Genomic DNA, 22465 nt, shown 5'->3' on the forward strand with positions numbered 1-22465 from the left:
TGCTCGCGAAAGCGGTGTGTCAGTCGACATCAAGGGTGAATGTCAGACCGTATTCGCGAGCAAGCCCGCTCCCACAAGGGGATTTTCAACATTTTGGTATTTACGCCCCACAGGAGACGTTCATGAGCCAGGCAGACTTCATCATCATCGGCGGCGGGATTGCCGGCGCCTCTACCGGTTACTGGCTGTCGCAGCACGGGCGCGTCATTGTGCTGGAGCGCGAAACCCATCCGGCTTATCACTCCACCGGACGTTCCGCCGCGCTGTTCACCGCCGCCTACGGCACGCCGCAAGTGCGCGCGCTGACCCAGGCCAGCCGCGACTTCTTCGACGCCCCGCCCAGCGGTTTCTGCGATCACCCGCTGCTGACCCCGCGCGGCGAGATGACCGTGGATTTCACCGGCGACCCGGCCGAGCTGAACAATCAGTACCTGAGCGCCAAAGCCACGGTGCCGGAAATGCAATTGCTAAGCGCCGAAGAAGCCTGCGCGCGCCTGCCGATCCTGCGCCGGGAAAAAGTCCATGGCGCGCTCTACGACCCGACCGCTTGCGACATCGACACCGACGCCCTGCACCAAGGTTATCTGCGTGGCATCAAGCGCAACAAGGGTGAAATCCATACCGACAGCGAAGTGCTGAGCCTGAGCCGTGACACCGAAGGCCAATGGCAGGTGCAAACCAACGGACAGACTTTCACCGCGCCCGTGATCATCAACGCCGCTGGCGCCTGGGCCGACAAGATCGGCGAACTGGCCGGTGCCACGCCTTTAGGCCTGCAACCGAAACGCCGTGCAGCCTTCATCTTCGCCGGCCCCGAGGGCGTGGACATCCATCATTGGCCGATGCTGGTGGCGCTCGACGAATCCTTCTATATGAAGCCTGACGCCGGCATGTTCCTCGGCTCGCCTGCCAACGCCGACCCGGTGGAACCCCACGACGTGCAGGCCGAAGAACTGGACATCGCCATGGGCATCTACCAGATCGAAGAAGCCACCACCCTGTCCATCCGCCGCCCGACCCGCACCTGGGCCGGTTTGCGCAGTTTCGTGGCTGACGGTGATTTGCTCTCCGGTTTCGATACCCAAGTGCCGGGGCTGTTCTGGGTCGCGGCGCAAGGTGGCTATGGCATCCAGACGTCGCCGGCCATGGGCCAGGCCAGCGCTGCGCTGGTTCGCGGCGAAGCCTTGCCGGAACAACTAAGCCGTTTCGGCCTCGATGCTGCGATGCTCTCCCCGGCGCGCCTGGCTTGAGCGCGGACTTGGGTGACGTGCCGCCACGATTGCGGCAAACTTCCAGCGCCCTGCCTGATGGGGCGCTGACGTTGCCTGGAGCTCCCTGTATGAATGCACCTGAAAAAGACCCGGCGCTGGACAACTTCCGAGCGATCGCCGACGCCATCGCCACACTGTTCTTTCCTCACGCCGAGGTGGTGCTGCACGATCTGCGCACGCAAAAAATCGACTACATCGCCAACAACCTGTCGAAGCGGGAAATCGGCGATGACGCGGCGCTGGAGGACATGCTCAGCGACGATGTCAGCGAACGAAATATCGGACCGTACGAAAAGCTCAATTGGGACGGTCAGAAGATTCGCAGCCTCAGCAGCGTGCTGCGCGACAGCGACGGCCATCCGCTGGCCGTGCTGTGCATCAACCTGAATATTTCGCTGTTCGAGAATGCCAAGGCTGCGCTGGATCTGTTCCTGTCGCCGACCAAGCTGATCCCGCAACCGGACTCACTGTTCCGCGATGACTGGCAGGAGCGGATCAACACGTTCCTGCATGCCTGGCTGCGCGAACGTCAGTTGAGCCTGAATGTGCTGAGCCGTGACCACAAACGCGAACTGGTGCTGGCGCTGCACGCTGAAGGCGCGTTCAAAGGCAAAAGCGCCTCCAACTATGTGGCCAACGTGCTGAACATGGGGCGGGCGACGGTGTACAAGCATTTGAAGGAATTGAAGGGCTAGGCTTTTAGATGTGTGTTGGTTGATCGGGCCTCTTCGCGGGCAAGCCTCGCTCCTACAGGGGAAACGCATTCCCATGTAGGAGCGAGGCTTGCCCGCGAAGGCGATTGATCAGTCGCCGTAGATGTCGGACTTGAAATACTTGTCGGAAATCTTCTGGTATTCGCCACTCGCGCGAATGCCATCAATGGCTGTGTTCAGCTCACTGACCAACTCTGTATTGCCCTTGCGCACCGCAATCCCGGCGCCCTCGCCCACGTATTTCGGGTCCTTGAGCTCCGGACCGACAAACGCATAACCGGCGCCACGCGGCATCGACAGGAAATCATTCAGCGGAATGGTGTCGGCAAAAATCGCATCGAGGCGACCGGCGGCCAGGTCCATGTAGATTTCTTCGTTGTTGCCGTAGCGCTTGACGTTGATGCCCTTCGGTTCGAAAACCTCAGTGGCGTAACGGTCAGTGGTGGTGGCGCGCTGCACGCCAATGGTCTTGCCCTTGAGGCTGGCGTACTGGTCATCCACCACCGCGCCTTGCTTCATGACCAGGCGTGACGAGGTGAAGTAATACTTGTGGGTAAAATCCACCGACTTCTTGCGGTCTTCGTTGATGGTCATGGACGACAGCGCCATGTCGATTTTCTTCACTTTCAGGGAAGGAATCAGGCCATCGAACTCACCTTCGACCCAGACGCACTTGACCTTCATCTGCGCACACAGGGCATTGCCGATGTCGTAGTCGAAACCGACGATCTCGCCCTTGTCGGTCTTGGAGGCGAACGGCGGATACGCTGCTTCGATGCCGATGCGCAGGGTTTTATCGGCGGCGAACGCTGAGCTGCACGCTAACAGGCTCAGGGCCAGACCGGTGATGAGGGGGAATTTCTTCATGTTCGTTTTCTCGCGGTTGTTGTTGGTTTGGCAAGACAGAAGAAAGAACGGAAACGTGGGGAACGCCTTTTTTGTACTTATAATTCCATACTGGACTTTTATGTATAAATCGTCAATCGGGCAAGCGGCATCATACCCGGCCGATGGTCGGGTGCTCAGTCAGTAGATTATTGGGTGAAGCGAAGGGCCTCTTCGCGAGCAAGCCCGCTCCCACAGGGGAATGCGTTTCCCTTGTGGGAGCGGGCTTGCTCGCGAAGGCGGCAGAGCGGACAACAAAGAAACAACAGGCTGACTTACTTCTTCCAGCGATCCGCCGCCGCATGATCACTGTCCCGCCCTTCCACCCAACGCGGGCCGTCGCTGGTGTTTTCTTTCTTCCAGAACGGTGCGCGGGTTTTCAGGTAGTCCATGACAAACGCGCAGGCATCGAACGCGGCCTGGCGGTGGGCGCTGGCGGCGCCGACGAAGACGATCGGCTCACCCGGCTCCAGCGCGCCGATGCGGTGCAGCACTTCAAGCTTGAGCAGCGGCCAGCGCTGTTCGGCCTCGAGTGCGATCTTGCCCAAGGCCTTTTCGGTCATGCCCGGATAATGCTCGAGAAACATCCCGGCGACGTCGAGTCCGTCATTGAAGTCGCGCACGTAGCCGACAAAACTCACCACCGCGCCAACGCCGACATTGGCAGCGTGCATGGCGTTGACTTCAGCACCTGGATCGAATGCCGTGGACTGCACGCGAATCGCCATGGCTCAGCCCCCGGTCACGGTCGGAAAGAACGCCACTTCATCACCATCGACCACTGGCTCGTCGAGCTGGCAGAGGTCTTCGTTGCGCGCGCACATCAGGTTCTGTTCGCTCAGGACATCAGCGCCATCGCGCTGGGCCAGCAACGCCCGCACGTCATCCACGGTGGCGAAATTGCCTTCGACCTTGATGGAGTCCACGCCCAGCGCTTCACGGTAGCGGGCAAAAAACTTAACCGTAATGTTCATGACGGGTCTGCCTGAAAATGCCCGCTCTTGCCGCCGAGTTTCTCCAGCAAGCGCACGCTTTCGATGGTCATGCCGCGATCCACAGCCTTGCACATGTCGTAGATGGTCAGCGCGGCGACGCTGGCAGCGGTCAGGGCTTCCATCTCAACGCCGGTCTGCCCGGACAGCTTGCACTTCGCGACGATGCGCACGGTGTCGTCGCCTTCGGCACTGAGCTCGACTTTGACGCCGGTGAGCATCAGCGGGTGGCACAGGGGAATCAGGTCGCTGGTTTTCTTCGCGGCCTGGATACCGGCAATGCGCGCCACGGCGAACACATCACCTTTTGGGTGACCGCCACTGACGATCATCTGCAGGGTTTCGGGCAGCATGCGCACCAGCGCTTGGGCCGTCGCCTCACGGAACGTCACGGCTTTTTCAGTGACGTCGACCATGTTGGCGCGACCTTGGGAATCGAGATGAGTCAGCACAGGTTTACTCCTGATCAGGAGCGTCGATTGTAAACCTGCGGGTCAATTTTCCGCACGTTTGATTATCGGGTCACCACGATCCAAAAATGTGGGAGCGGGCTTGCTCGCGAAAGCGGTGTGTCAGTCGGCACACGTATTGACTGACACACCGTATTCGCGAGCAAGCCCGCTCCCACAGGGGATTTTGGTTGGGGCATAAAAAAACCGGGCGGCTTTTAGGGCCGCCCGGTTTGTCTGATGCGGTTACAGATGCGTTTCGGCGTATTCGGCCAGGATCGAGCGAGGCACCCCTTGCAGGGTGATGTGCACACCATTAGGGAAATCTTTGAAGCGTTCGGTCAGGTACGTCAGCCCGGAGCTGGTCGCGGACAGGTAAGGGGTGTCGATCTGCGCCAGGTTGCCCAGGCACACCACTTTGGAACCGGCGCCGGCACGGGTGATGATGGTTTTCATCTGGTGCGGCGTAAGGTTCTGGCATTCATCGATCAAAATCAGGCTCTGCTGGAAGCTGCGACCCCGGATGTAGTTGAGGGATTTGAACTGCAACGGCACTTTGCTGAGGATGTAGTCGACGCTGCCATGGGTGTTTTCGTCATCCATGTGCAAGGCTTCGAGGTTGTCGGTGATGGCGCCCAGCCAAGGCTCCATTTTTTCCGCTTCGGTGCCGGGCAGGAAGCCGATTTCCTGATCCAGGCCCTGCACGCTGCGGGTAGCGATGATGCGGCGATAGCGTTTGCTGACCATGGTCTGCTCGATCGCAGCGGCCAGGGCCAGGATGGTTTTACCGGAACCGGCCGCGCCGGACAGGTTGACCAGGTGAATGTCCGGATCAAGCAAGGCGTAAAGCGCCAGGCTCTGATAGATGTCACGCGGTTTCAGGCCCCAGGCTTCCTGGTGCAACAGGGGCTCCTGATGCAGGTCGAGAATCAGCAGACGGTCTTCTTCAATCTCCTTGATCCAGCCGACAAACCCTTGTTCGTCGATGATGAATTCGTTGATGTGCACCGCCGGCAGGTTGTCGATCAGCTTCACCTGGTGCCAGGTGCGGCCGTGGTCCTGACGGGTTTCGACCTTGCTCACGAGGTCCCAGAAGGAGCCGGTCATGTTGTGGTAGCCGTTAGGCAGCAGCGAAACGTCGTCGACCAGTTGGTCGGTGCTGTAATCCTCGGCCGCAATCCCGCACGCCCGGGCCTTGAGGCGCATGTTGATGTCTTTGGTCACCAGCACCACGGGCAATTTTGGTTCGCGCGCGTGCAGGTCGATCAACTGGTTGATGATGATGTTGTCGTTCAGGTGCTCGGGCAGAATGATGTTCGGCTCAGCGCGCTTGCTCATCAGAATTGACAGCAAACCCTTGGGCCCACTCTTGCCGCGCTGGATCGGCACACCGAGTTCGACATCCTCGGGGCTGGCATCGCCCAGGGTCTTGTCGATCAGGCGGATCGCCTGACGGCATTCGGCCGCAACGCTGTGATGCCCGCTCTTGAGCTTGTCCAGCTCCTCAAGCACGGTCATCGGGATCGCAACGTGGTGTTCTTCGAAGTTAAGCAGGGCGTTTGGATCGTGAATCAATACGTTGGTATCGAGTACATAAAGGATTGGCTGGTTGGAAGAAGAACTACGTCCGTGATCATCCATACTCGGTCACCTTTGTGGGAGCCATTCGACGCAATACCGTGACAGTGCTGCGCCTCGAAGTGGCCACCGAATTCACCTGTTGGGACTCAAGTGAACTGCTCACAAATGGGTCTTGGAAGACGCCACCTGTGTTGCAGGTTTCGGCGGTCTGTCTTCGTAATACTCCAAAACCCATGACAGAAAAAAGTACTTTGACGTTTTTTTGAAGTTTATTTTTCAGAGTGACGAATAGCCCTTGGCGTGCAGGCATTGTGCCGTTAAAGTCGGAAGTCCGCCTGCATCGAAATTCCTTTCAAATTCGCCCCGCCCTGCCCTCTGCCCCAATGATTGCGGGCTTTTGCGTATTTCAGCGAAACGCCACCTGACAGTCCTCCCAACCGATCCCGCTTTGCGCCGTTTGGCCGATCAGCCAGGGCATCGAGGTTTTCACCGCGTCCTGCTTCACATTGAAATTGATCACACCGTGACGCCACAACAGCATCAGCGTCAGCACTCGCTGGGCGCTCTGGCTGCCCTTGAGCTTGCCCGCGCCGTCCTGGGGATCGATGTCCCACAGCGCCACCTGCAAACCCTGCGACTCAAAGAAGCCCTGCGCATCGGAACGACGCTGGCCGTCCGGCGGGCGGAACAGCGGCACATAGTTTTCCGGCAGTTTGCTCTTCACCAGTTCGGCGCTGCGTTTGACCGAGTCCTGCCAGTCTTGCCAATGGCTGTGGGAGCGGAACTCCCAGCCCTGCACACCGAGGCATTGCTGTGAATACATCGCTTGCAGACTGGCCACTGATCCTTCGACCAGACGCGCCTGGATGTCCTTGCCGAGCACGAAGAACGTGCCGCTGATGTTCGACTTGCGCAGGTACTCGGCGACCCACCCGGTGTTGTCCGGAATGGCATTGGCCGCACTGTCGAAGGTCAGCAGAAACAGGCGGTCATGCATCTCGTCGCCGTTGCGTTCATAGTCGCCGAAACGATCGACTTCGCTGCTGGTTTGCGGAAACAGCGCGGCTTTGCGCAATTGCTCGTCCAGGTACTGGGCGTGGAACAGGCGGCTCGGCTCCGACCACTTGATATAGAAGCTGTCGTCACTGACCTGAAACTTGGCCGCTTGCTCGCGCAAGGTCGGCAGGTCTTCGACCAGGAAACAGAACGACGCGTCCTGATCGCAGCTCTGCTGGGCGAAGTTGTAGTTGGTCAGCAGACGCTGCCACATCCGCTCGCGCAGGCTGTTGACCGCGTCCAGATTGATCGTGCGCAGGCCCAGGCGTCGTGCCAGGCTGGCTTCATCCAGGGACTCACTGGCCAGCAGGACGCGGGCAAACATGAGGATTTCGGCCCGCGACGCGACGTCGAACAGCGTCGGGCTGGTGAGTTGTTCCGGCCAAGTGCTGCGATCAAGGGTCGCGACATCGCCGGGCGCCGCCAGGGCACCGAAGCTCAAGAGCCAGGCCGAGAATAAAAAAACGATACGCAAAGGGATGTCTCCATAACAAAACCCGCGCGGCACTATATATCGCGATATCGCAGTGGGGCTAAAAGATCGCAGCCTCGTTTCACTCGACAGCTCCTACACAGCACCTACAAATCCGATTTCGCGCCAACTCGGTCCGTAGGAGCTGTCGAGCGCAGCGAGGCTGCGATCTTGTTCCATGACACCACCGATCACCTATGACACCCATAGCTGGAGTCAACACCAACAACCCCCTAGAATCGCCGCACGATTAAAGGAGACGACTTCATGCTGATGGTGATTTCCCCCGCCAAGACCCTCGATTACGAAACACCGCCGGCCACCCAGCGTTTCACCCAGCCGCAATACCTGGACCATTCCCAGGAGCTGATCATGCAGTTGCGCGACCTCACGCCGGCGCAGATCAGCGAGTTGATGCACGTCTCCGACAAGATCGGCGGGCTCAACGCCGCGCGTTTTGGCAGCTGGACACCCGCGTTCACCCCGGAAAACGCCAAGCAGGCGCTGCTGGCCTTCAAGGGTGACGTATACACCGGCCTGAATGCCCAAACCTTCACTGAAGCCGATTTCGATTACGCCCAGCAGCATTTGCGCATGCTCTCCGGTCTGTATGGCCTGCTGCGTCCCCTGGACCTGATGCAGCCTTATCGGCTGGAAATGGGCACCAAACTGGCGAATGCCCGTGGCAAGGACCTGTACGCCTTCTGGGGCACGCGGATCAGCGAATGGCTGAACGAAGCGCTGGCCGATCAAGGTGACGACGTGCTGCTGAACCTGGCCTCCAACGAGTACTTCTCGGCGGTCAAACGCGGCGCCTTGAACGCGCGCATCATCAATACCGAGTTCAAGGACCTGAAGAACGGCCAGTACAAAATCATCAGCTTCTACGCGAAGAAAGCGCGCGGGATGATGAGCCGGTTCGTTATCGAAGAACGCATCAACGACCCGGACGCTCTCAAACAGTTTGATATCCAGGGTTATCGTTACAGTACCGAACAGTCCAAACCGGACAACTTGGTATTCCTGCGCGATCACACTCCCGAGTAACGCACTCATTCAGCGCACGACCGTCGGTCGTGCGCACTGTTTAATCGTCCGACAATTCCCCGCCTGTTTCGCCATTCTCTTGGCGCCAAAAATACATCATCCAACTTTCTAACTTTTCTTTCACTCGACATTCATGATTTTTTTCAGTAGTGGCACCGAAAATTTTTATCGGTAGTGGCACATACACATCCAATTCGATAATTACCCTATATATAAAGGGCCAAACGGTAAGTGCTATCAATCTGAAAGCAGTGCCATCTTTTTCAATATTTCAAGAAATTTCAGGATTCACGATGGGCGGACAGGAACTATGTCCAAATGCGTCGCTCATACCACCGGTAACTATTTTCCTTGAGGTTGTAGGAAATAACTTACGCAGAGACGACAACCATGTAGCGAAGTTGTCACACGAACTTCCGCTTAATGGCCTCTGATTCAGGCAGTACCAATAGGACAGGAGATACGCACCATTACTATCCCCTATACGGCCAAGGCAGCGCCCCTATAAACGTGCTCAACCGAGCACCCAACCGCTTGATTTACGGGCCCTCAGCCTGACATTGAGCGCGCATGACCTTTGCACGATTGTCCTCTGAACAGGGGGCAGGATGCATAACAGGGCATACATAATAATAAGGCCTAGTTGCGCACATCTTGAGTGCACCTATTTAGTCACTCGGAACTTTGTTTGCCTGCACGCTGCATTGTGGCGCCTGTAAGCACGCACTTGCGAGTGCACTACGACCGCTGAACACCATTAACTCCGGCCATTTAATGGCTTGATAATTACAGAGGTAAATGCGATGCGCATCAGCATATTTGGTTTGGGTTACGTCGGTGCAGTATGTGCCGGTTGCCTGTCTGCACGTGGCCATGACGTCATTGGCGTCGATGTTGCCAAAGACAAGATCGATATGATCAACGCCGGCAAATCGCCAATCGTTGAACCGGGCCTGGGTGAACTTCTGCAGAAGGGTATCGAGACGGGCAAACTGCGCGGCACGACCAACTTCGCCGAAGCGATTCGTGACACCGACCTGTCGATGATCTGCGTCGGTACGCCAAGCAAGAAGAACGGCGACCTGGAACTGAACTACATCGAAGCCGTGTGCCGCGAGATCGGTTTTGTCCTGCGTGACAAGACCACCCGCCACACCATCGTGGTTCGCAGCACCGTTTTGCCGGGCACGGTCGCAAACGTTGTCATCCCGATTCTCGAAGACTGCTCGGGCAAGAAAGCCGGCGTCGACTTCGGCGTGGCGGTCAACCCTGAATTCCTGCGTGAAAGCACCGCGATCGCTGACTACGACTTGCCACCGATGACCGTCATCGGCGAGTTCGACACGGCCAGCGGCGACGTGCTGCAAGCCCTGTACGAAGAACTCGACGCGCCGATCATCCGCAAGGACATCGCCGTCGCCGAGATGATCAAGTACACCTGCAACGTGTGGCACGCCACCAAGGTGACCTTCGCCAACGAGATCGGCAACATCGCCAAGGCTGTCGGCGTCGATGGTCGTGAAGTGATGGAAGTGGTCTGCCAGGACAAAACCCTGAACCTGTCGCAGTACTACATGCGCCCAGGTTTCGCGTTTGGCGGCTCTTGCCTGCCGAAAGACGTGCGTGCACTGACCTTCCGTGCCGGTTCCCTGGACGTCGATGCGCCGCTGCTCAACTCGCTGATGCGCAGCAACGTGTCGCAAGTGCAGAACGCCTTCGACATCGTGTCCAGCCACGACAAACGCAAAGTCGCCCTGCTCGGCTTGAGCTTCAAGGCCGGCACCGATGACCTGCGCGAAAGCCCATTGGTTGATCTGGCGGAAATGCTGATCGGCAAGGGTTACGACCTGAGCATCTACGACAGCAACGTCGAGTACGCCCGTGTCCACGGCGCGAACAAGGACTACATCGAGTCGAAGATCCCGCACGTTTCATCGCTGCTCAACTCCGACTTCGACGATGTGATCAACAACTCCGACGTGATCATCCTCGGTAACCGTGACGAGAAATTCCGCGCCCTGGCGGAACAGGCTCCACACGGCAAGCAAGTGATCGACCTGGTTGGCTTCATGTCTCAGGCCACCAGCGTTAAAGATCGCACCGAAGGTATCTGCTGGTAACAAGCAGCCCTCTGTAGGAGCCAGGCTTGCCGGCGAACCAGACGACGTGATGTGTCAGGTACGCCGTCTTCGCGGGCAAGCCTCGCGCCTACGGGTCCGAGGGAATTGACCTGGTTTTTTCGCCTGCCTTAACCCCATCGGGCCACCCCACAGGCTCGCCCGAGATAGAGACGGATGCAGATTATGCACAGGCTAAAGCACGGCCTTTTACAGGCCGCCGGTTGGCTGTTTTACCTAAGTTTATTGATGGGCATCGCCATGGCGTTGCCTTCGTCCACATTCGACTCCGAGTCGAAGGACTTTATTTTCCTGATCGGTTTCATCGGGATCTGGCGTTACTCGATGGGTGCCACGCACTTTCTGCGCGGCATGCTGTTCCTGTACGTGGTCTACCCGCACCTGCGGCGCAAAGTGCGCAAGCTGGGTAAAGCGGCAGACCCGTCGCATGTGTACCTGATGGTCACCAGTTTCCGTATCGACGCCCTGACCACTGCTCAGGTCTACGCCTCGGTGATTCGCGAAGCGATCGACTGCGGCCTGCCGACCACCATGGTCTGCTCCATCGTGGAAATGTCCGATGAGAAGCTGGTGAAAAGCCTGTGGACCAAAATGAATCCACCGGCCCGCGTCAAGCTCGACTTCGTGCGCATTCCCGGCACCGGCAAGCGCGATGGCCTGGCCTACGGTTTCCGCGCCATCTCCCGCCACTTGCCGGATGACCGCGCAGTGGTTGCAGTGATCGATGGCGATACCGTGCTCGCCCCTGGCGTCGTGCTCAAGACCGTGCCGTGGTTCCAGCTGTTCGGCAATGTCGGCGGCCTGACCACCAACGAGTTCTGCGAAGTACGCGGCGGCTACGTCATGGCTGAGTGGCACAAACTGCGCTTCGCCCAGCGCCACATCAACATGTGCTCGATGGCCCTGTCCAAACGCGTCCTGACCATGACCGGCCGGATGTCGGTGTTTCGCGCAACCGTGGTGACCGACCCGGACTTCATCGCCGACGTGGAAAGCGACTCGCTGCAACACTGGCGCCTGGGCCGCTTCAAGTTCCTGACCGGTGACGACAAGTCGAGCTGGTTCAGCCTGATGCGCCTGGGCTACGACACCTTCTACGTACCGGACGCGGCGATCCACACCGTGGAACACCCGCCGGAAAAAAGCTTCATCAAGGCCAGCCGCAAACTGATGTTCCGCTGGTACGGCAACAACCTGCGTCAGAACTCCCGCGCCCTGGGCCTGGGGATGAAACGCCTTGGCCTGTTCACCTCGGTAGTGCTGTTCGACCAACGCGTGTCGATGTGGACTTCGTTGCTCGGCCTGACCGTAGCAATCATCGCCAGCTTCAAGTACGGCGGCGCGTTCATCCTCGCTTACCTGCTGTGGATCGGCATCACCCGCCTGATTCTGACCCTGCTGTTGTCCTGCTCCGGTCACCGCGTCGGCCCGGCCTATCCGATGATTCTCTATTACAACCAGATCGTCGGCGCGCTGGTGAAGATCTATGTGTTCTTCCGCCTCGACCAACAATCCTGGACTCGCCAGGACACCAAATTGACCCGTGATCTCGCCAGCTTTCAACGTTGGTTCAACACCTGGTCGTCTCGGACCATGACCTTCTCCGCCGGCAGCGTTTTCGTCGCCGTGCTGCTGATGATGGTCTGACCGCCCCCTTATTGAATTAACCAGGAAATTGCCCCTATGAATACCGCCGTCAATGCCAACGTAGTGCACGAATCCGAAGCCCAGCGCCAACACGCCCGAGTGAAAATCCCGGCCAAGCTGCGGTTCTTCGGTCCAGACCGTACGCCGGTCGAAGCCCGGGTCCTCGACCTGTCTGCTGGCGGCCTGGCGTTCAACGCCGGTCAGCTGCCGCTGAAGATCGGCGACGTGCACAAGGCTCGCCTGCAATTCGTCATCGATAACCTCGGCCTGGCCATGGACGTGGAGTTGCAGATCCGCTCCTTCGATCGCCAGACCGGTCGCGCCGGTTGCCAGTTCCAGAACCTGGAAGCGCAAGACATCTCGACCCTGCGTCACCTGATCACCTCTCACCTGTCCGGCGACATCGTCAGCATGGGTGAAGTGCTGGCGACCCTGCAGCGCGACAACTTCACCAAGGCGCGCAAGGTCAAGGATGGCGGCCACGGCATGACCCCGTTCGGTCGTCTGCGTGCAGTGACGTTCAGCTTCGCGATTTTCCTCGTCGGCCTCGCGGCGTTCGGTTTCATCTTCAAGTCGGTGTACGGCATGTACTTCGTCAGCCACGCCCAGGCCGGCATCGTCAGCGTACCGGGCATGAACATCACCATGCCGCGCGACGGCACCGTGCAGAGCCTGATCAAAGCTGACGGCATTGCCGCCAAAGGCGCGCCACTGGCGACCTTCAGCACCAGCATGCTCGACGTACTCAAGGGCCATCTGGACGAAGACCAGTTGCAACCGGCCAAGGTTGAAGAACTGTTCGGCAAGCAAATGACCGGCACCCTGACTTCGCCGTGCGATTGCACCGTGGCGCAGCAACTGGTTGGCAACGGTCAGTACGCCAGCAAGGGCGACGTGATCTTCAATCTGGTGCCGCGTAACAGCGAAGCCAACATCGACGCGCGCTTCACTTATCGCCAGTTCGCCGACGTGCGTCCAGGCGCGCCAGTGACCTTCGAAATCGCCGGCGAAGACAAGGTCCGCACCGGCAAGATCGTCAGCAGCACCAGCCTGAAAAGCGCCGACCTGTCCTCCGACATCCGCGTACAGATCAAGCCTGACGAGCCGCTGGACACCACCTTCGCCGGTCGCCCGGTGGAAGTGAACAGCGATCGTGGCCCGAGCTTGAACTGGCTGATCGACAAAGCCATGGCCGCCGGTATTTAAGTCGAGGACATGCCTGTGACGATTATCAGTCTCCTGAAAACACCGCAAACCTTGTGGGAGCGGGCTTGCTCGCGAAGGGATCAGCGCGGTCTGCCTGATGCACCGCAGCGCCTGCTTCGCGAGCAAGCCCGCTCCCACATGGGTTTTGCATTCTGCTCGCTGGCCCTTGCCGTCAGCCTCAGCGGCTGCGCCGGCCTGCCCGACCAACGCCTGGCGAACGAAGCCCTGAAGCGCGGCGACACCGCGCTGGCGCAGCAGAACTACCAGCAACTGGCGGACCTGGGTTACAGCGAGGCCCAAGTGGGCCTGGCCGATATCCAGGTCGACAGCCGTGACCCGGCGCAGATGAAACAGGCCGAGGCGACTTACCGCGCCGCAGTCGGCGTTTCGCCGCGAGCCCAGGCTCGTCTCGGTCGCCTGCTGGTGGCCAAGCCCGGTTCCACTGAAGCCGAACAGCACGAAGCCGAAGGCCTGTTGAAAAAAGCCTCGGCCAATGGCGAAGGCAATACGCTGATCCCGCTGGCGATGCTGTACCTGCAATACCCGCACAGTTTCCCGAACATCAACGCCCAGCAGCAGATCAGCCAATGGCGCGCCGAAGGCAAACCGGAAGCGGGCCTGGCCCAAGTGCTGCTGTATCGCACCCAAGGCACTTACGACCAGCACCTGGACGAAGTCGAATCCATCTGCAAAGCCGCGTTGAACACCACCGACATCTGCTACGTCGAACTGGCCACGGTTTACCAGAAACAAGCCAAGCCAGAACAGACCGCCGAGCTGATCAAGCAGATGCAAGCCGCCCATGCGCGTGGCACTGTTTCCGCTCAACGCGTGGACAGCGTCGCTCGCGTTCTCGGTGATGCGACCCTGGGCAAGACTGACGAGAAAACCGCGCAGTCGCTGCTCGAAGACATCGCCCCTGGCTACCCTGCTTCCTGGGTCAGCCTGGCGCAATTGCTTTACGACTTCCCGGAACTCGGTGACGTCGACACGATGATGAAGTACCTGGACAACGGTCGCGCCGCCGACCAACCCCGCGCCGAACTGTTGCTGGGCAAGCTCTACTACGAAGGCAAATGGGTGCCGGCTGACGCCAAGGTCGCCGAAGAACACTTCCAGAAAGCCGTCGGCCGTGAAGTCGCCGCCGATTACTACCTCGGCCAGATCTACCGCCGTGGTTACCTGGGCAAGGTCTATTCGCAGAAAGCCCTGGATCACTTGCTGACCGCTGCGCGCAACGGCCAGAACAGCGCCGACTTCGCCATCGCCCAACTGTTTTCCCAAGGCAAGGGCACCAAGCCCAACCCGGTTAACGCCTATGTCTTCAGCCAGCTCGCCAAGGCTCAGGACACCCCGCAAGCCAATGAGCTTGCGACAACACTCGAAGCCCAACTGCCGCCTGCCCAGCTCGCCGAGGCCCAACGCCTGTTGAAACAAGAACAGGCCGTTCGTGGTTCCTCGAGCCAGAACAAGCTGGATTTGCATGCCCTGCAAGAAGAAGACGGCGAGGAAACCCTATGAAGCTGAATCCATTCGTCAAGGCCGGTATTGGCCTGACATTCGCCCTGCTGTGGTCGTGTCCGACCCTGGCCGCGATGACCGAAGCCAAAAACTACGGCCTCGAAGTTAAAGTCACCGGCCAGTCCGAAGACGACGCCGACCTCGGCACCGCCAAGGGCGGCGACGTCAATGGCCTGGGCCTCGACCTGCGTCCATGGGTCTACGGCGAACGCGGCGCGTGGAGCGCCTATGCGATGGGTCAGGCGGTGACGTCCACCGACATCATCGAAACCGACACCCTGCAACAGTCCGACAGCGACGGCACCCAGGCCACCGACAACGGTGATCGCAAGTCCAAGAAAAACTACTTGGCCATGCGCGAATTCTGGGTCGGCTACAGCGGCCTCACGCCTTACCCGGGCGAGATGCTCAAGCTCGGTCGCCAACGCCTGCGCAATGACGACGGCCAATGGCGCGACACCAACATCGAAGCCCTGAACTGGACCTTCGACACCACCCTGTTGCGTGCCAACGCCGGTGTTGCCGAACGCTTCAGCGAGTACCGCACCGACTTGAAAGAGCTGGCGCCAAAAGACAAGGATCGCCTGCACGCTTACGCCGATGCAGCGTATCAGTGGACCCCGGGCAACTGGGTCGGCATTCGCGGTCATCACACCCACGATGACGGCAAGCTCGACTACCCGGAACCGGGTGTGGCCGGCGATTCGCTGGACAAAAAACAGAATGGCGACATCAGCTGGCTCGGCCTGACCGCTGACAGCGATGCCTACAACTGGCGCAACACCAACACCGTCAACTACTGGGGCAGCATCACCGGTATGAGCGGCGACACCGACACAGTCAACGCGCTGAATGCCGACGGCACCCGCCCGACCGAAGCCAAGACCGGTGAAGACCTCAACGGCTGGGCTACCGATGTCGGCGTGCGTCTGCGCCTCGATCCGCAATGGCAAGTCGGTGCAGCCTATGCCCGCGCCAGCGCCGATTACGAACAGAACGGCCTGGAAAGCAACCGCTCGAACTACACCGGTACTCGCTCGCGGGTTCACCGTTTCGGCGAAGCCTTCCGTGGCGAAATGAACAACATGCAAACCGCGACCCTGTTCGGCTCGTGGATGCTCAACGACGAATACGACGCCAGCCTCGTGTACCACAAGTTCTGGCGCGTTGACGGCAGCAAACCGGTGGGCAGCAACGGTATAAACGCCGTCGAGAACAACACCGACGACGCCACTGGCGCGATCCTCTCCAGCACTTCGCTGCCGCTGCAGGATGGCAACAAGGACCTCGGTCAGGAAATGGACCTAGTGGTCACCAAGTACTTCAAGCAAGGGCTGTTGCCTGCCGCTTTGAGCCAGTCGATCGATGAGCCTTCGGCCCTGGTGCGTTTCCGTGGCGGTGTGTTCAAGCCCGGCGATGCCTATGGCAAAGAAGTCGATTCGTACATGCACCGCGCGTTTATCGACGTGATCTGGCGCTTCTGATGCGAGCCGCGAAAGGAGTGCCCGACATGACCTATCCGAAGAGAGGTTCGATCACGTTGCTGGCCGGCGCCATGCTGCTGGCCAGCTCGGTCGCCTTCGCCAACGCGGAGCCGGTTGCGCCTGCACAAAAAGGCCAGCCGGCCACCCTGGCCAAAGGACTGCAACAAGCCAAGACCTACACCGTCACCAGCGCGCCGACCGCGCCGCTGGAGTTGGCCAAGCCGAAGCTGCCGGATACTTCCGGCTACACCGCCGAAGCCATCGCCGCGAAAATCGTGCGGACCAAACCGGGCAAGGTCAGCGTGCGCCGGATGATGCAGGAAGACGCCTTGAAGGACTTCATCGGCGGCGACAACAAGATGGCCGAGTGGGTAGTGCGTCAGCACGGTATCCCGCAGGCGATCTTCGTCGACGACGGCTACATGAACCTCAAAGACCTGGCGAAGAAAGAACCGAAGTACATCAGCGAAACTTCGCCAGGTGTATTCCTGGCGAAGCTGCCGATTGTGGTTGGCCGCAAGGGCATCCTCGAAATCGACAAGCAGACCCAGGAATTGCGCCTGTCCCAAGAGGCCGGCTCGTTCCTGGTCAACGACGGCCAGTTGTTTGTGCGTGACACCAAAATTACCGGGTGGAGCGAGAAGAACAATGGGCCGGCGCTGTTCAAGACGCCGAAGGAATTCCGTCCGTTCCTGCTGTCCTGGGGCGGCACCGAGACCTACATCGCCAACAGCAAGATCGCCAGTTTCGGCTACGCCAACAGTAAGTCCTACGGCGTGAGTATTTCCCAGTACACGCCGAACATGGCCAAGGTGCTCAAGCGTTCTGAACCGACTGGCTGGATCGTCGGTTCCGAGTTCTCGGACATGTGGTACGGCTTCTACTGCTACGAAGCCCGCGACTTCGTGGTCAAGGGCAACACCTACAAAGACAACATCGTCTACGGCATTGACCCGCATGACCGTTCCCACGGCCTGATCATCGCGGACAACACCGTATACGGGACCAAGAAGAAGCACGGGATCATCATTTCCCGTGAGGTCAACGACAGCTTCATCTTCAACAACCGCAGCTACGACAACCACCTCTCGGGGCTGGTGATCGACCGTAACAGCGTGAACAACCTGATCGCCTACAACGAGATCTACAAGAACCACACCGACGGCATCACCCTCTATGAGAGTGGCGACAACCTGTTGTGGGGCAACAAAGTGATCAGCAACAAGCGCCACGGCATCCGGATTCGTAACAGCGTGAACATTCGCCTCTACGAAAACCTCGCCATGGCCAACGGCCTGACCGGTGTCTACGGGCACATCAAGGACCTGAGCGACACCGACCGGGACATCAAGCTCGACCCGTTCGACGCCCAGGTGTCGCTGATCGTGGTCGGCGGCGAACTGGCCGGCAATGGCAGCGGACCGCTGTCCATCGACTCGCCGCTGAGCGTCGAGTTGTACCGCGTGTCCATGCTCGCGCCGACCAAATCCAGTGGCATCAGCTTCAACGGGATTCTTGGCGAGCGCCAGGATGAAATTCTCGACCTGCTGGTACGCCAGCAGAAAGCCGTGCTGATCGACCCTGTCGAACGCCAGACCGAAATGCAGGACTGAGGATAATTTTATGCACCCACACTTGATCAAATTACTCAGCCTGTCGGGCCTGACACTCGGGATTCTCGCGGCCAGCGCTGGCGCCCGTGCCGACGATGCAACTGCCAGTGCAACTGCGCCGAAGTTCACCGCCGACCCGTGCTGCAACCTGTGCCCGGAAGCCCACGACGCGAAGAATTACACCACGCGCTATCAGCAGAACTTCACCACGCTGGTGCAGGCCCAGGGCGATTGGTTGTTCCGTACGCAAGAAGACTTGCGCACCGAGTTCGACACCTCCCCTGCCGGCTACAAACGCATGAAAGAACTGCACGATGCGTTCAAGAGCAAAGGCGTGGAACTGGTGGTCGTCTACCAGCCGACCCGTGGCCTGGTGAACCGCAACAAGCTGAATCCGGAAGACAAGGCCAAGTACGATTTCGACAAGGCCCTGAAGAACTACAAGACCATGCTCGGCCGCTTCGCCGCCATGGGCTACACCGTGCCGGACCTGTCGCCGCTGACCAACGAGACGCTGCCCGACACCCTGCCGGCCCACGATTTCTACTTCCGCGGTGACCAACACTGGACGCCATACGGCGCCCAGCGCACAGCGAAAATCGTTGGTGAGCAAATCAAGAAAATGCCGGCCTTCGCCGACGTGCCGAAGCGCGAATTCGAGAGCCATAAGTCGGGTCGCATGGGCAAGACCGGAACATTACACAACATGGCCGGTCAACTCTGTGGCACGAGCTACGCGATCCAGTACATGGATCAGTTCACCACTGAGCCAAAAGGCGAAGCGGCCGATGGCGACCTGTTCAGTGACTCCGGCAATCCGGAGATCACCCTGGTCGGCACCAGCCACAGTGGCAAGAACTACAACTTCGCCGGTTTCCTCGAAGAGGCAATCGGTGCCGACATCCTCAACGTGGCATTCCCTGGCGGTGGCCTGGAAGGTTCGATGCTGCAGTACCTGGGCAGCGACGAGTTCCAGAAGAAGCCGCCGAAAATCCTCATCTGGGAATTCTCGCCGCTCTATCGCCTCGACCAGGAAACCATCTACCGCCAGATGATGGCGCTGCTGGACAACGGTTGCGAAGGCAAGGAAACACAAATGACCGGTAGCACCACATTGAAGCCGGGCAAAAACGAATTAATGGTCAACAGCAAGAACCTGAACCTGCAAAACGGCAGTCACCAGGTCGACATCCAGTTCGCCGATGCGTCGGTGAAAGTCCTGCAAGCCACCCTCTGGTACATGAACGGTCGCCACGAGGACATCAAAATCGAAAAACCGGAAACCTCCGACACCGACGGGCGTTTTGCCTTTGAGTTGCGTACGGACGAAGACTGGGCCACGCAGAACCTGCTGGCCGTTGAAGTCCAGGGCCCTGAAGCGGGTGCCGCGCCACAAAAAGTCGAAGCGAAAATCTGCAAACGCAACGTGTTCTCCGGCAATGAGCAGCGCACCGCTCAAGCCGGACAATGAGGCTACCTCTTATGACATGCATGCAAACCCGAACTTTGAAAAAGTTGCTCGCTCCTTCCCTGCTGACGCTGGCGATGTTCGCCGGCGCCACCCAGGCCGCCGCGCCACTGCGTCCGCCCCAGGGCTACTTCGCGCCGATTGAAAAAGTCAAAACCGGCGACAACAGCGAAGGCTGTGACGCGATGCCGACGCCTTACACCGGCGCCCTGCAATTTCGCAGCAAATACGAAGGTTCCGACAAGGCCCGTTCGACCCTGAACGTGCAATCGGAAAAAGCCTTCCGCGACACCACCGCCGACATCACCAAACTGGAACGCGGCACCAGCAAGCGCGTTATGCAGTACATGCGTGACGGTCGCCCGGAACAACTCGAATGCACGCTCAACTGGCTGACGGCCTGGGCCAAGGCCGATGCCTTGATGTCCAAGGACTTCAACCACACCGGCAAATCGATGCGCAAATGGGCGTTGGGCAGCATGGCGTCGGCGTACATTCGCCTGAAGTTCTCCGACTCGCATCCGTTGGCCAATCACCAGCAAGAGTCGCAGTTGATCGAAGCCTGGTTCAGCAAAATGGCAGACCAGGTCGTCAGCGATTGGGACAACCTGCCACTCGAGAAAACCAACAATCACTCGTACTGGTCCGCCTGGTCGGTGATGGCAACGTCCATCGCCACCAACCGCCGCGATCTGTTCGACTGGTCGGTGAAGGAATACAAAGTCGGCGCCAACCAGATTGACGCCGATGGCTTCCTGCCGAACGAACTCAAGCGCCAGCAACGCGCACTCGCCTATCACAACTACGCCCTGCCGCCGCTGTCGATGATCGCCAGTTTTGCGTTGGTCAACGGTGTGGATTTGCGTCAGGAAAACAACGGCGCGCTGAAACGCCTGGGTGATCGAGTGCTGTCCGGTGTGAAAGATCCGGAGGAATTCGAGAAGAAGAACGGCAAGGAACAGGACATGAAAGACCTCAAGGTCGATTCGAAATTTGCCTGGCTTGAACCGTTCTGCACGCTCTACACCTGCTCGCCGGATGTGCTGGCGCAGAAGCACAAGATGCAGCCGTTCAAAACCTTCCGCCTCGGCGGGGATTTGACCAAGGTCTACGACCCGGCCAATGAAAAAGGCAACAAGGGGAGCTAGCCCCCACACCTGTAGGAGCGAGGCTTGCCCGCGAATTCGGTCTGACATTCACCAAGGATGTCGACTGATACATCGCCTTCGCGGGCAAGCCTCGCTCCTACAGGGAACGCAGCGGGTTTGAATGCAATACACCCCCCGTTTTTTCGTGGGGGGTTTGGGGGGGCCGTTGGCCCTTGACTGTTGGTTAAACATGGAGAGACCGGGATGGTATTTTCATCCAACGTATTCCTGTTTTTGTTCCTGCCGATCTTTCTCGGCATGTACTACTTGAGCGGAATACGCTATCGCAACCTGCTGCTGCTGATCGCCAGTTATGTGTTCTATGCCTGGTGGCGCGTCGACTTCCTTGCGCTGTTCGCCGCTGTCACGCTGTGGAACTACTGGATCGGCCTCAAAGTCGGCGCGGCAGGCGTTCGGACCAAACCGGCCCAGCGCTGGTTGCTCCTGGGCGTGGCCGTCGACTTGTGCATTCTCGGCTACTTCAAGTACGCCAACTTCGGTGTCGACAGCATCAACGCGATGATGACTTCGGTCGGTCTGTCGCCGTTCATCCTGACCCACGTGCTGTTGCCGATCGGGATCTCGTTCTACATCTTCGAGTCCATCAGCTACATCATCGACGTCTACCGGGGCGATACCCCGGCGACCCGCAACCTGATCGACTTTGCTGCATTCGTCGCGATCTTCCCGCACCTGATTGCCGGCCCGGTCTTGCGTTTCCGCGACCTCGCCGACCAGTTCAACAACCGCACCCACACCCTCGACAAGTTCTCCGAAGGTGCCACGCGGTTCATGCAGGGTTTCATCAAGAAAGTGTTCATCGCCGACACCCTCGCGGTGGTGGCCGACCATTGCTTCGCCCTGCAAGCCCCGACCACCGGTGACGCCTGGCTTGGCGCCCTGGCCTACACCGCGCAACTGTATTTCGACTTCTCCGGCTACAGCGACATGGCCATCGGCCTGGGCTTGATGATGGGTTTCCGCTTCATGGAAAACTTCAAGCAGCCGTACATCAGCCAGTCGATCACCGAGTTCTGGCGTCGCTGGCACATCAGCCTGTCCACCTGGTTGCGTGACTACCTGTACATCACGCTGGGCGGTAACCGCAAAGGCACGTTGATGACCTATCGCAACCTGTTCCTGACCATGCTGCTCGGTGGTCTGTGGCACGGCGCGAACATCACCTACATCGTCTGGGGTGCATGGCACGGCATGTGGCTGGCGATCGAGAAGGCCCTGGGCCTGAACACCTCGCCACGCAGCATCAACCCGATCCGCTGGGCACTGACCTTCCTGCTCGTCGTCATGGGCTGGGTGATCTTCCGCTCGGAAAACCTGCACGTTGCCGGCCGCATGTACGGCGCGATGTTCAGCTTCGGCGAATGGTCGTTGTCGGAACTCAACCAGGCCAGCCTGACCGGCCTGCAAGTGGCGACCCTGGTGGTGGCTTACATGACCCTGGCGTTCTTCGGCATCCGCGATTTCTACACCAATCGTCCGCCGGAAAAAACCAAGCCTGTGGTGAACGTCGAGGCCGATGGCCCGGCCACCGCAACGCCTGGAATGATCAAAGCCGTACCGGGCGATAACCCGGGCAGCATCCATCAGCCGGGTTACACCGTGGGCGTTGAAGCCACCGTGCAACCGGCCTACTGGTCCGCTGACTGGCCGCGCTACCTGATGCGCACGCTGGTGCTGGTGTTGTTCATCGCCTCGATTTTCAAACTCTCGGCGCAAAGCTTCTCGCCGTTCCTTTACTTCCAGTTCTGAGGGA

Annotated in this window: 18 protein-coding genes; 12 read left to right on the forward strand and 6 right to left on the reverse strand. The window is 59.2% G+C overall.

Features of this window, described 5'->3' with window-relative positions; all coding sequences use genetic code 11:
- The first annotated feature begins 122 nt into the window (after positions 1 to 122).
- Together NK667_RS22290 and NK667_RS22295 are read left to right on the forward strand one after the other, a co-directional pair.
- Complete coding sequence (locus NK667_RS22290) at positions 123 to 1250, forward strand: NAD(P)/FAD-dependent oxidoreductase (RefSeq protein ID WP_054616069.1); 1128 nt, start codon at positions 123 to 125, stop codon at positions 1248 to 1250.
- Between the two features lie 89 nt (positions 1251 to 1339).
- Complete coding sequence (locus NK667_RS22295) at positions 1340 to 1966, forward strand: helix-turn-helix transcriptional regulator (protein WP_054049704.1); 627 nt, start codon at positions 1340 to 1342, stop codon at positions 1964 to 1966.
- Between the two features lie 108 nt (positions 1967 to 2074).
- Here the strand turns inward: NK667_RS22295 and NK667_RS22300 are convergent, their stop codons facing one another.
- From NK667_RS22300 to NK667_RS22325, 6 genes are all read right to left on the reverse strand, one after another.
- A complete protein-coding gene (locus tag NK667_RS22300) occupies positions 2075 to 2851 on the reverse strand; it encodes an ABC transporter substrate-binding protein (protein ID WP_054616070.1) in 777 nt (258 codons plus the stop codon).
- Positions 2852 to 3144: 293 nt separating this feature from the next.
- On the reverse strand, positions 3145 to 3597 hold the full coding sequence (moaE, locus tag NK667_RS22305; RefSeq protein WP_054049707.1) for a molybdopterin synthase catalytic subunit MoaE: 453 nt from the start codon (positions 3595 to 3597) through the stop codon (positions 3145 to 3147).
- Positions 3598 to 3600: 3 nt separating this feature from the next.
- On the reverse strand, positions 3601 to 3843 hold the full coding sequence (moaD, locus tag NK667_RS22310; protein WP_054616071.1) for a molybdopterin converting factor subunit 1: 243 nt from the start codon (positions 3841 to 3843) through the stop codon (positions 3601 to 3603).
- On the reverse strand, positions 3840 to 4313 hold the full coding sequence (gene moaC / locus NK667_RS22315; protein WP_054049711.1) for a cyclic pyranopterin monophosphate synthase MoaC: 474 nt from the start codon (positions 4311 to 4313) through the stop codon (positions 3840 to 3842). Before moaC ends, moaD begins: the two co-directional genes overlap by 4 nt.
- Positions 4314 to 4556: 243 nt before the next feature.
- Positions 4557 to 5951 carry a PhoH family protein gene (locus NK667_RS22320; protein ID WP_054049712.1) on the reverse strand — a complete coding sequence of 465 codons (1395 nt, stop codon included), beginning with the start codon at positions 5949 to 5951 and terminating at the stop codon, positions 4557 to 4559.
- 346 nt (positions 5952 to 6297) lie between these two features.
- Positions 6298 to 7422 (reverse strand): polysaccharide deacetylase family protein, encoded by a 1125-nt coding sequence (locus NK667_RS22325; RefSeq protein WP_054049714.1) that lies wholly within the window; start codon positions 7420 to 7422, stop codon positions 6298 to 6300.
- 264 nt (positions 7423 to 7686) lie between these two features.
- Here NK667_RS22325 and yaaA point away from each other — a divergent pair, with 264 nt between their 5' ends.
- From yaaA to NK667_RS22375, 10 genes are all read left to right on the forward strand, one after another.
- A complete protein-coding gene (gene yaaA / locus NK667_RS22330) occupies positions 7687 to 8466 on the forward strand; it encodes a peroxide stress protein YaaA (RefSeq protein ID WP_054616072.1) in 780 nt (259 codons plus the stop codon).
- A gap of 803 nt (positions 8467 to 9269) precedes the next feature.
- Entirely contained in the window at positions 9270 to 10586 is a 1317-nt protein-coding gene (locus NK667_RS22335) for a nucleotide sugar dehydrogenase (protein ID WP_054616073.1), read from the forward strand.
- Between the two features lie 183 nt (positions 10587 to 10769).
- On the forward strand, positions 10770 to 12251 hold the full coding sequence (alg8, locus tag NK667_RS22340) for a mannuronan synthase (protein ID WP_401326791.1): 1482 nt from the start codon (positions 10770 to 10772) through the stop codon (positions 12249 to 12251).
- A gap of 36 nt (positions 12252 to 12287) precedes the next feature.
- Positions 12288 to 13457 (forward strand): alginate biosynthesis protein Alg44, encoded by a 1170-nt coding sequence (locus NK667_RS22345; RefSeq protein ID WP_054616074.1) that lies wholly within the window; start codon positions 12288 to 12290, stop codon positions 13455 to 13457.
- A gap of 15 nt (positions 13458 to 13472) precedes the next feature.
- Complete coding sequence (gene algK / locus NK667_RS22350; RefSeq protein WP_082356678.1) at positions 13473 to 14978, forward strand: alginate biosynthesis TPR repeat lipoprotein AlgK; 1506 nt, start codon at positions 13473 to 13475, stop codon at positions 14976 to 14978.
- Positions 14975 to 16462 (forward strand): alginate export family protein, encoded by a 1488-nt coding sequence (locus tag NK667_RS22355; RefSeq protein ID WP_054616075.1) that lies wholly within the window; start codon positions 14975 to 14977, stop codon positions 16460 to 16462. The genes algK and NK667_RS22355 overlap by 4 nt, the downstream gene beginning before the upstream one ends.
- Before the next feature lie 26 nt (positions 16463 to 16488).
- Complete coding sequence (algG, locus tag NK667_RS22360; protein WP_054616076.1) at positions 16489 to 18075, forward strand: mannuronan 5-epimerase AlgG; 1587 nt, start codon at positions 16489 to 16491, stop codon at positions 18073 to 18075.
- A gap of 10 nt (positions 18076 to 18085) precedes the next feature.
- Entirely contained in the window at positions 18086 to 19546 is a 1461-nt protein-coding gene (locus NK667_RS22365; RefSeq protein WP_054616077.1) for an alginate O-acetyltransferase, read from the forward strand.
- A gap of 11 nt (positions 19547 to 19557) precedes the next feature.
- Positions 19558 to 20691: a mannuronate-specific alginate lyase gene (locus NK667_RS22370; RefSeq protein WP_054616078.1), complete on the forward strand. Its 1134-nt coding sequence runs from the start codon at positions 19558 to 19560 to the stop codon at positions 20689 to 20691.
- A 204-nt stretch (positions 20692 to 20895) separates the two neighbouring features.
- Positions 20896 to 22461: an MBOAT family O-acyltransferase gene (locus tag NK667_RS22375; protein ID WP_054049733.1), complete on the forward strand. Its 1566-nt coding sequence runs from the start codon at positions 20896 to 20898 to the stop codon at positions 22459 to 22461.
- The last annotated feature ends 4 nt before the right edge of the window (positions 22462 to 22465 follow it).

It is taken from the genome of Pseudomonas nunensis, from assembly GCF_024296925.1.
Taxonomy (GTDB): Bacteria; Pseudomonadota; Gammaproteobacteria; order Pseudomonadales; family Pseudomonadaceae; genus Aquipseudomonas; species Aquipseudomonas nunensis.

Excerpts from the sequence above, each read along its gene's own strand:
- NK667_RS22290 (WP_054616069.1), top strand. The coding sequence starts at position 123 with ATGAGCCAGGCAGACTTCATCATCATCGGCGGCGGGATTGCCGGCGCC.
- NK667_RS22295 (WP_054049704.1), top strand. The coding sequence starts at position 1,340 with ATGAATGCACCTGAAAAAGACCCGGCGCTGGACAACTTCCGAGCGATC.
- NK667_RS22300 (WP_054616070.1), bottom strand. The coding sequence starts at position 2,851 with ATGAAGAAATTCCCCCTCATCACCGGTCTGGCCCTGAGCCTGTTAGCG.
- moaE (WP_054049707.1), bottom strand. The coding sequence starts at position 3,597 with ATGGCGATTCGCGTGCAGTCCACGGCATTCGATCCAGGTGCTGAAGTC.
- moaD (WP_054616071.1), bottom strand. The coding sequence starts at position 3,843 with ATGAACATTACGGTTAAGTTTTTTGCCCGCTACCGTGAAGCGCTGGGC.
- NK667_RS22320 (WP_054049712.1), bottom strand. The coding sequence starts at position 5,951 with ATGGATGATCACGGACGTAGTTCTTCTTCCAACCAGCCAATCCTTTAT.
- yaaA (WP_054616072.1), top strand. The coding sequence starts at position 7,687 with ATGCTGATGGTGATTTCCCCCGCCAAGACCCTCGATTACGAAACACCG.
- NK667_RS22335 (WP_054616073.1), top strand. The coding sequence starts at position 9,270 with ATGCGCATCAGCATATTTGGTTTGGGTTACGTCGGTGCAGTATGTGCC.
- alg8 (WP_401326791.1), top strand. The coding sequence starts at position 10,770 with ATGCACAGGCTAAAGCACGGCCTTTTACAGGCCGCCGGTTGGCTGTTT.
- NK667_RS22345 (WP_054616074.1), top strand. The coding sequence starts at position 12,288 with ATGAATACCGCCGTCAATGCCAACGTAGTGCACGAATCCGAAGCCCAG.
- NK667_RS22355 (WP_054616075.1), top strand. The coding sequence starts at position 14,975 with ATGAAGCTGAATCCATTCGTCAAGGCCGGTATTGGCCTGACATTCGCC.
- algG (WP_054616076.1), top strand. The coding sequence starts at position 16,489 with ATGACCTATCCGAAGAGAGGTTCGATCACGTTGCTGGCCGGCGCCATG.
- NK667_RS22365 (WP_054616077.1), top strand. The coding sequence starts at position 18,086 with ATGCACCCACACTTGATCAAATTACTCAGCCTGTCGGGCCTGACACTC.
- NK667_RS22370 (WP_054616078.1), top strand. The coding sequence starts at position 19,558 with ATGACATGCATGCAAACCCGAACTTTGAAAAAGTTGCTCGCTCCTTCC.
- NK667_RS22375 (WP_054049733.1), top strand. The coding sequence starts at position 20,896 with ATGGTATTTTCATCCAACGTATTCCTGTTTTTGTTCCTGCCGATCTTT.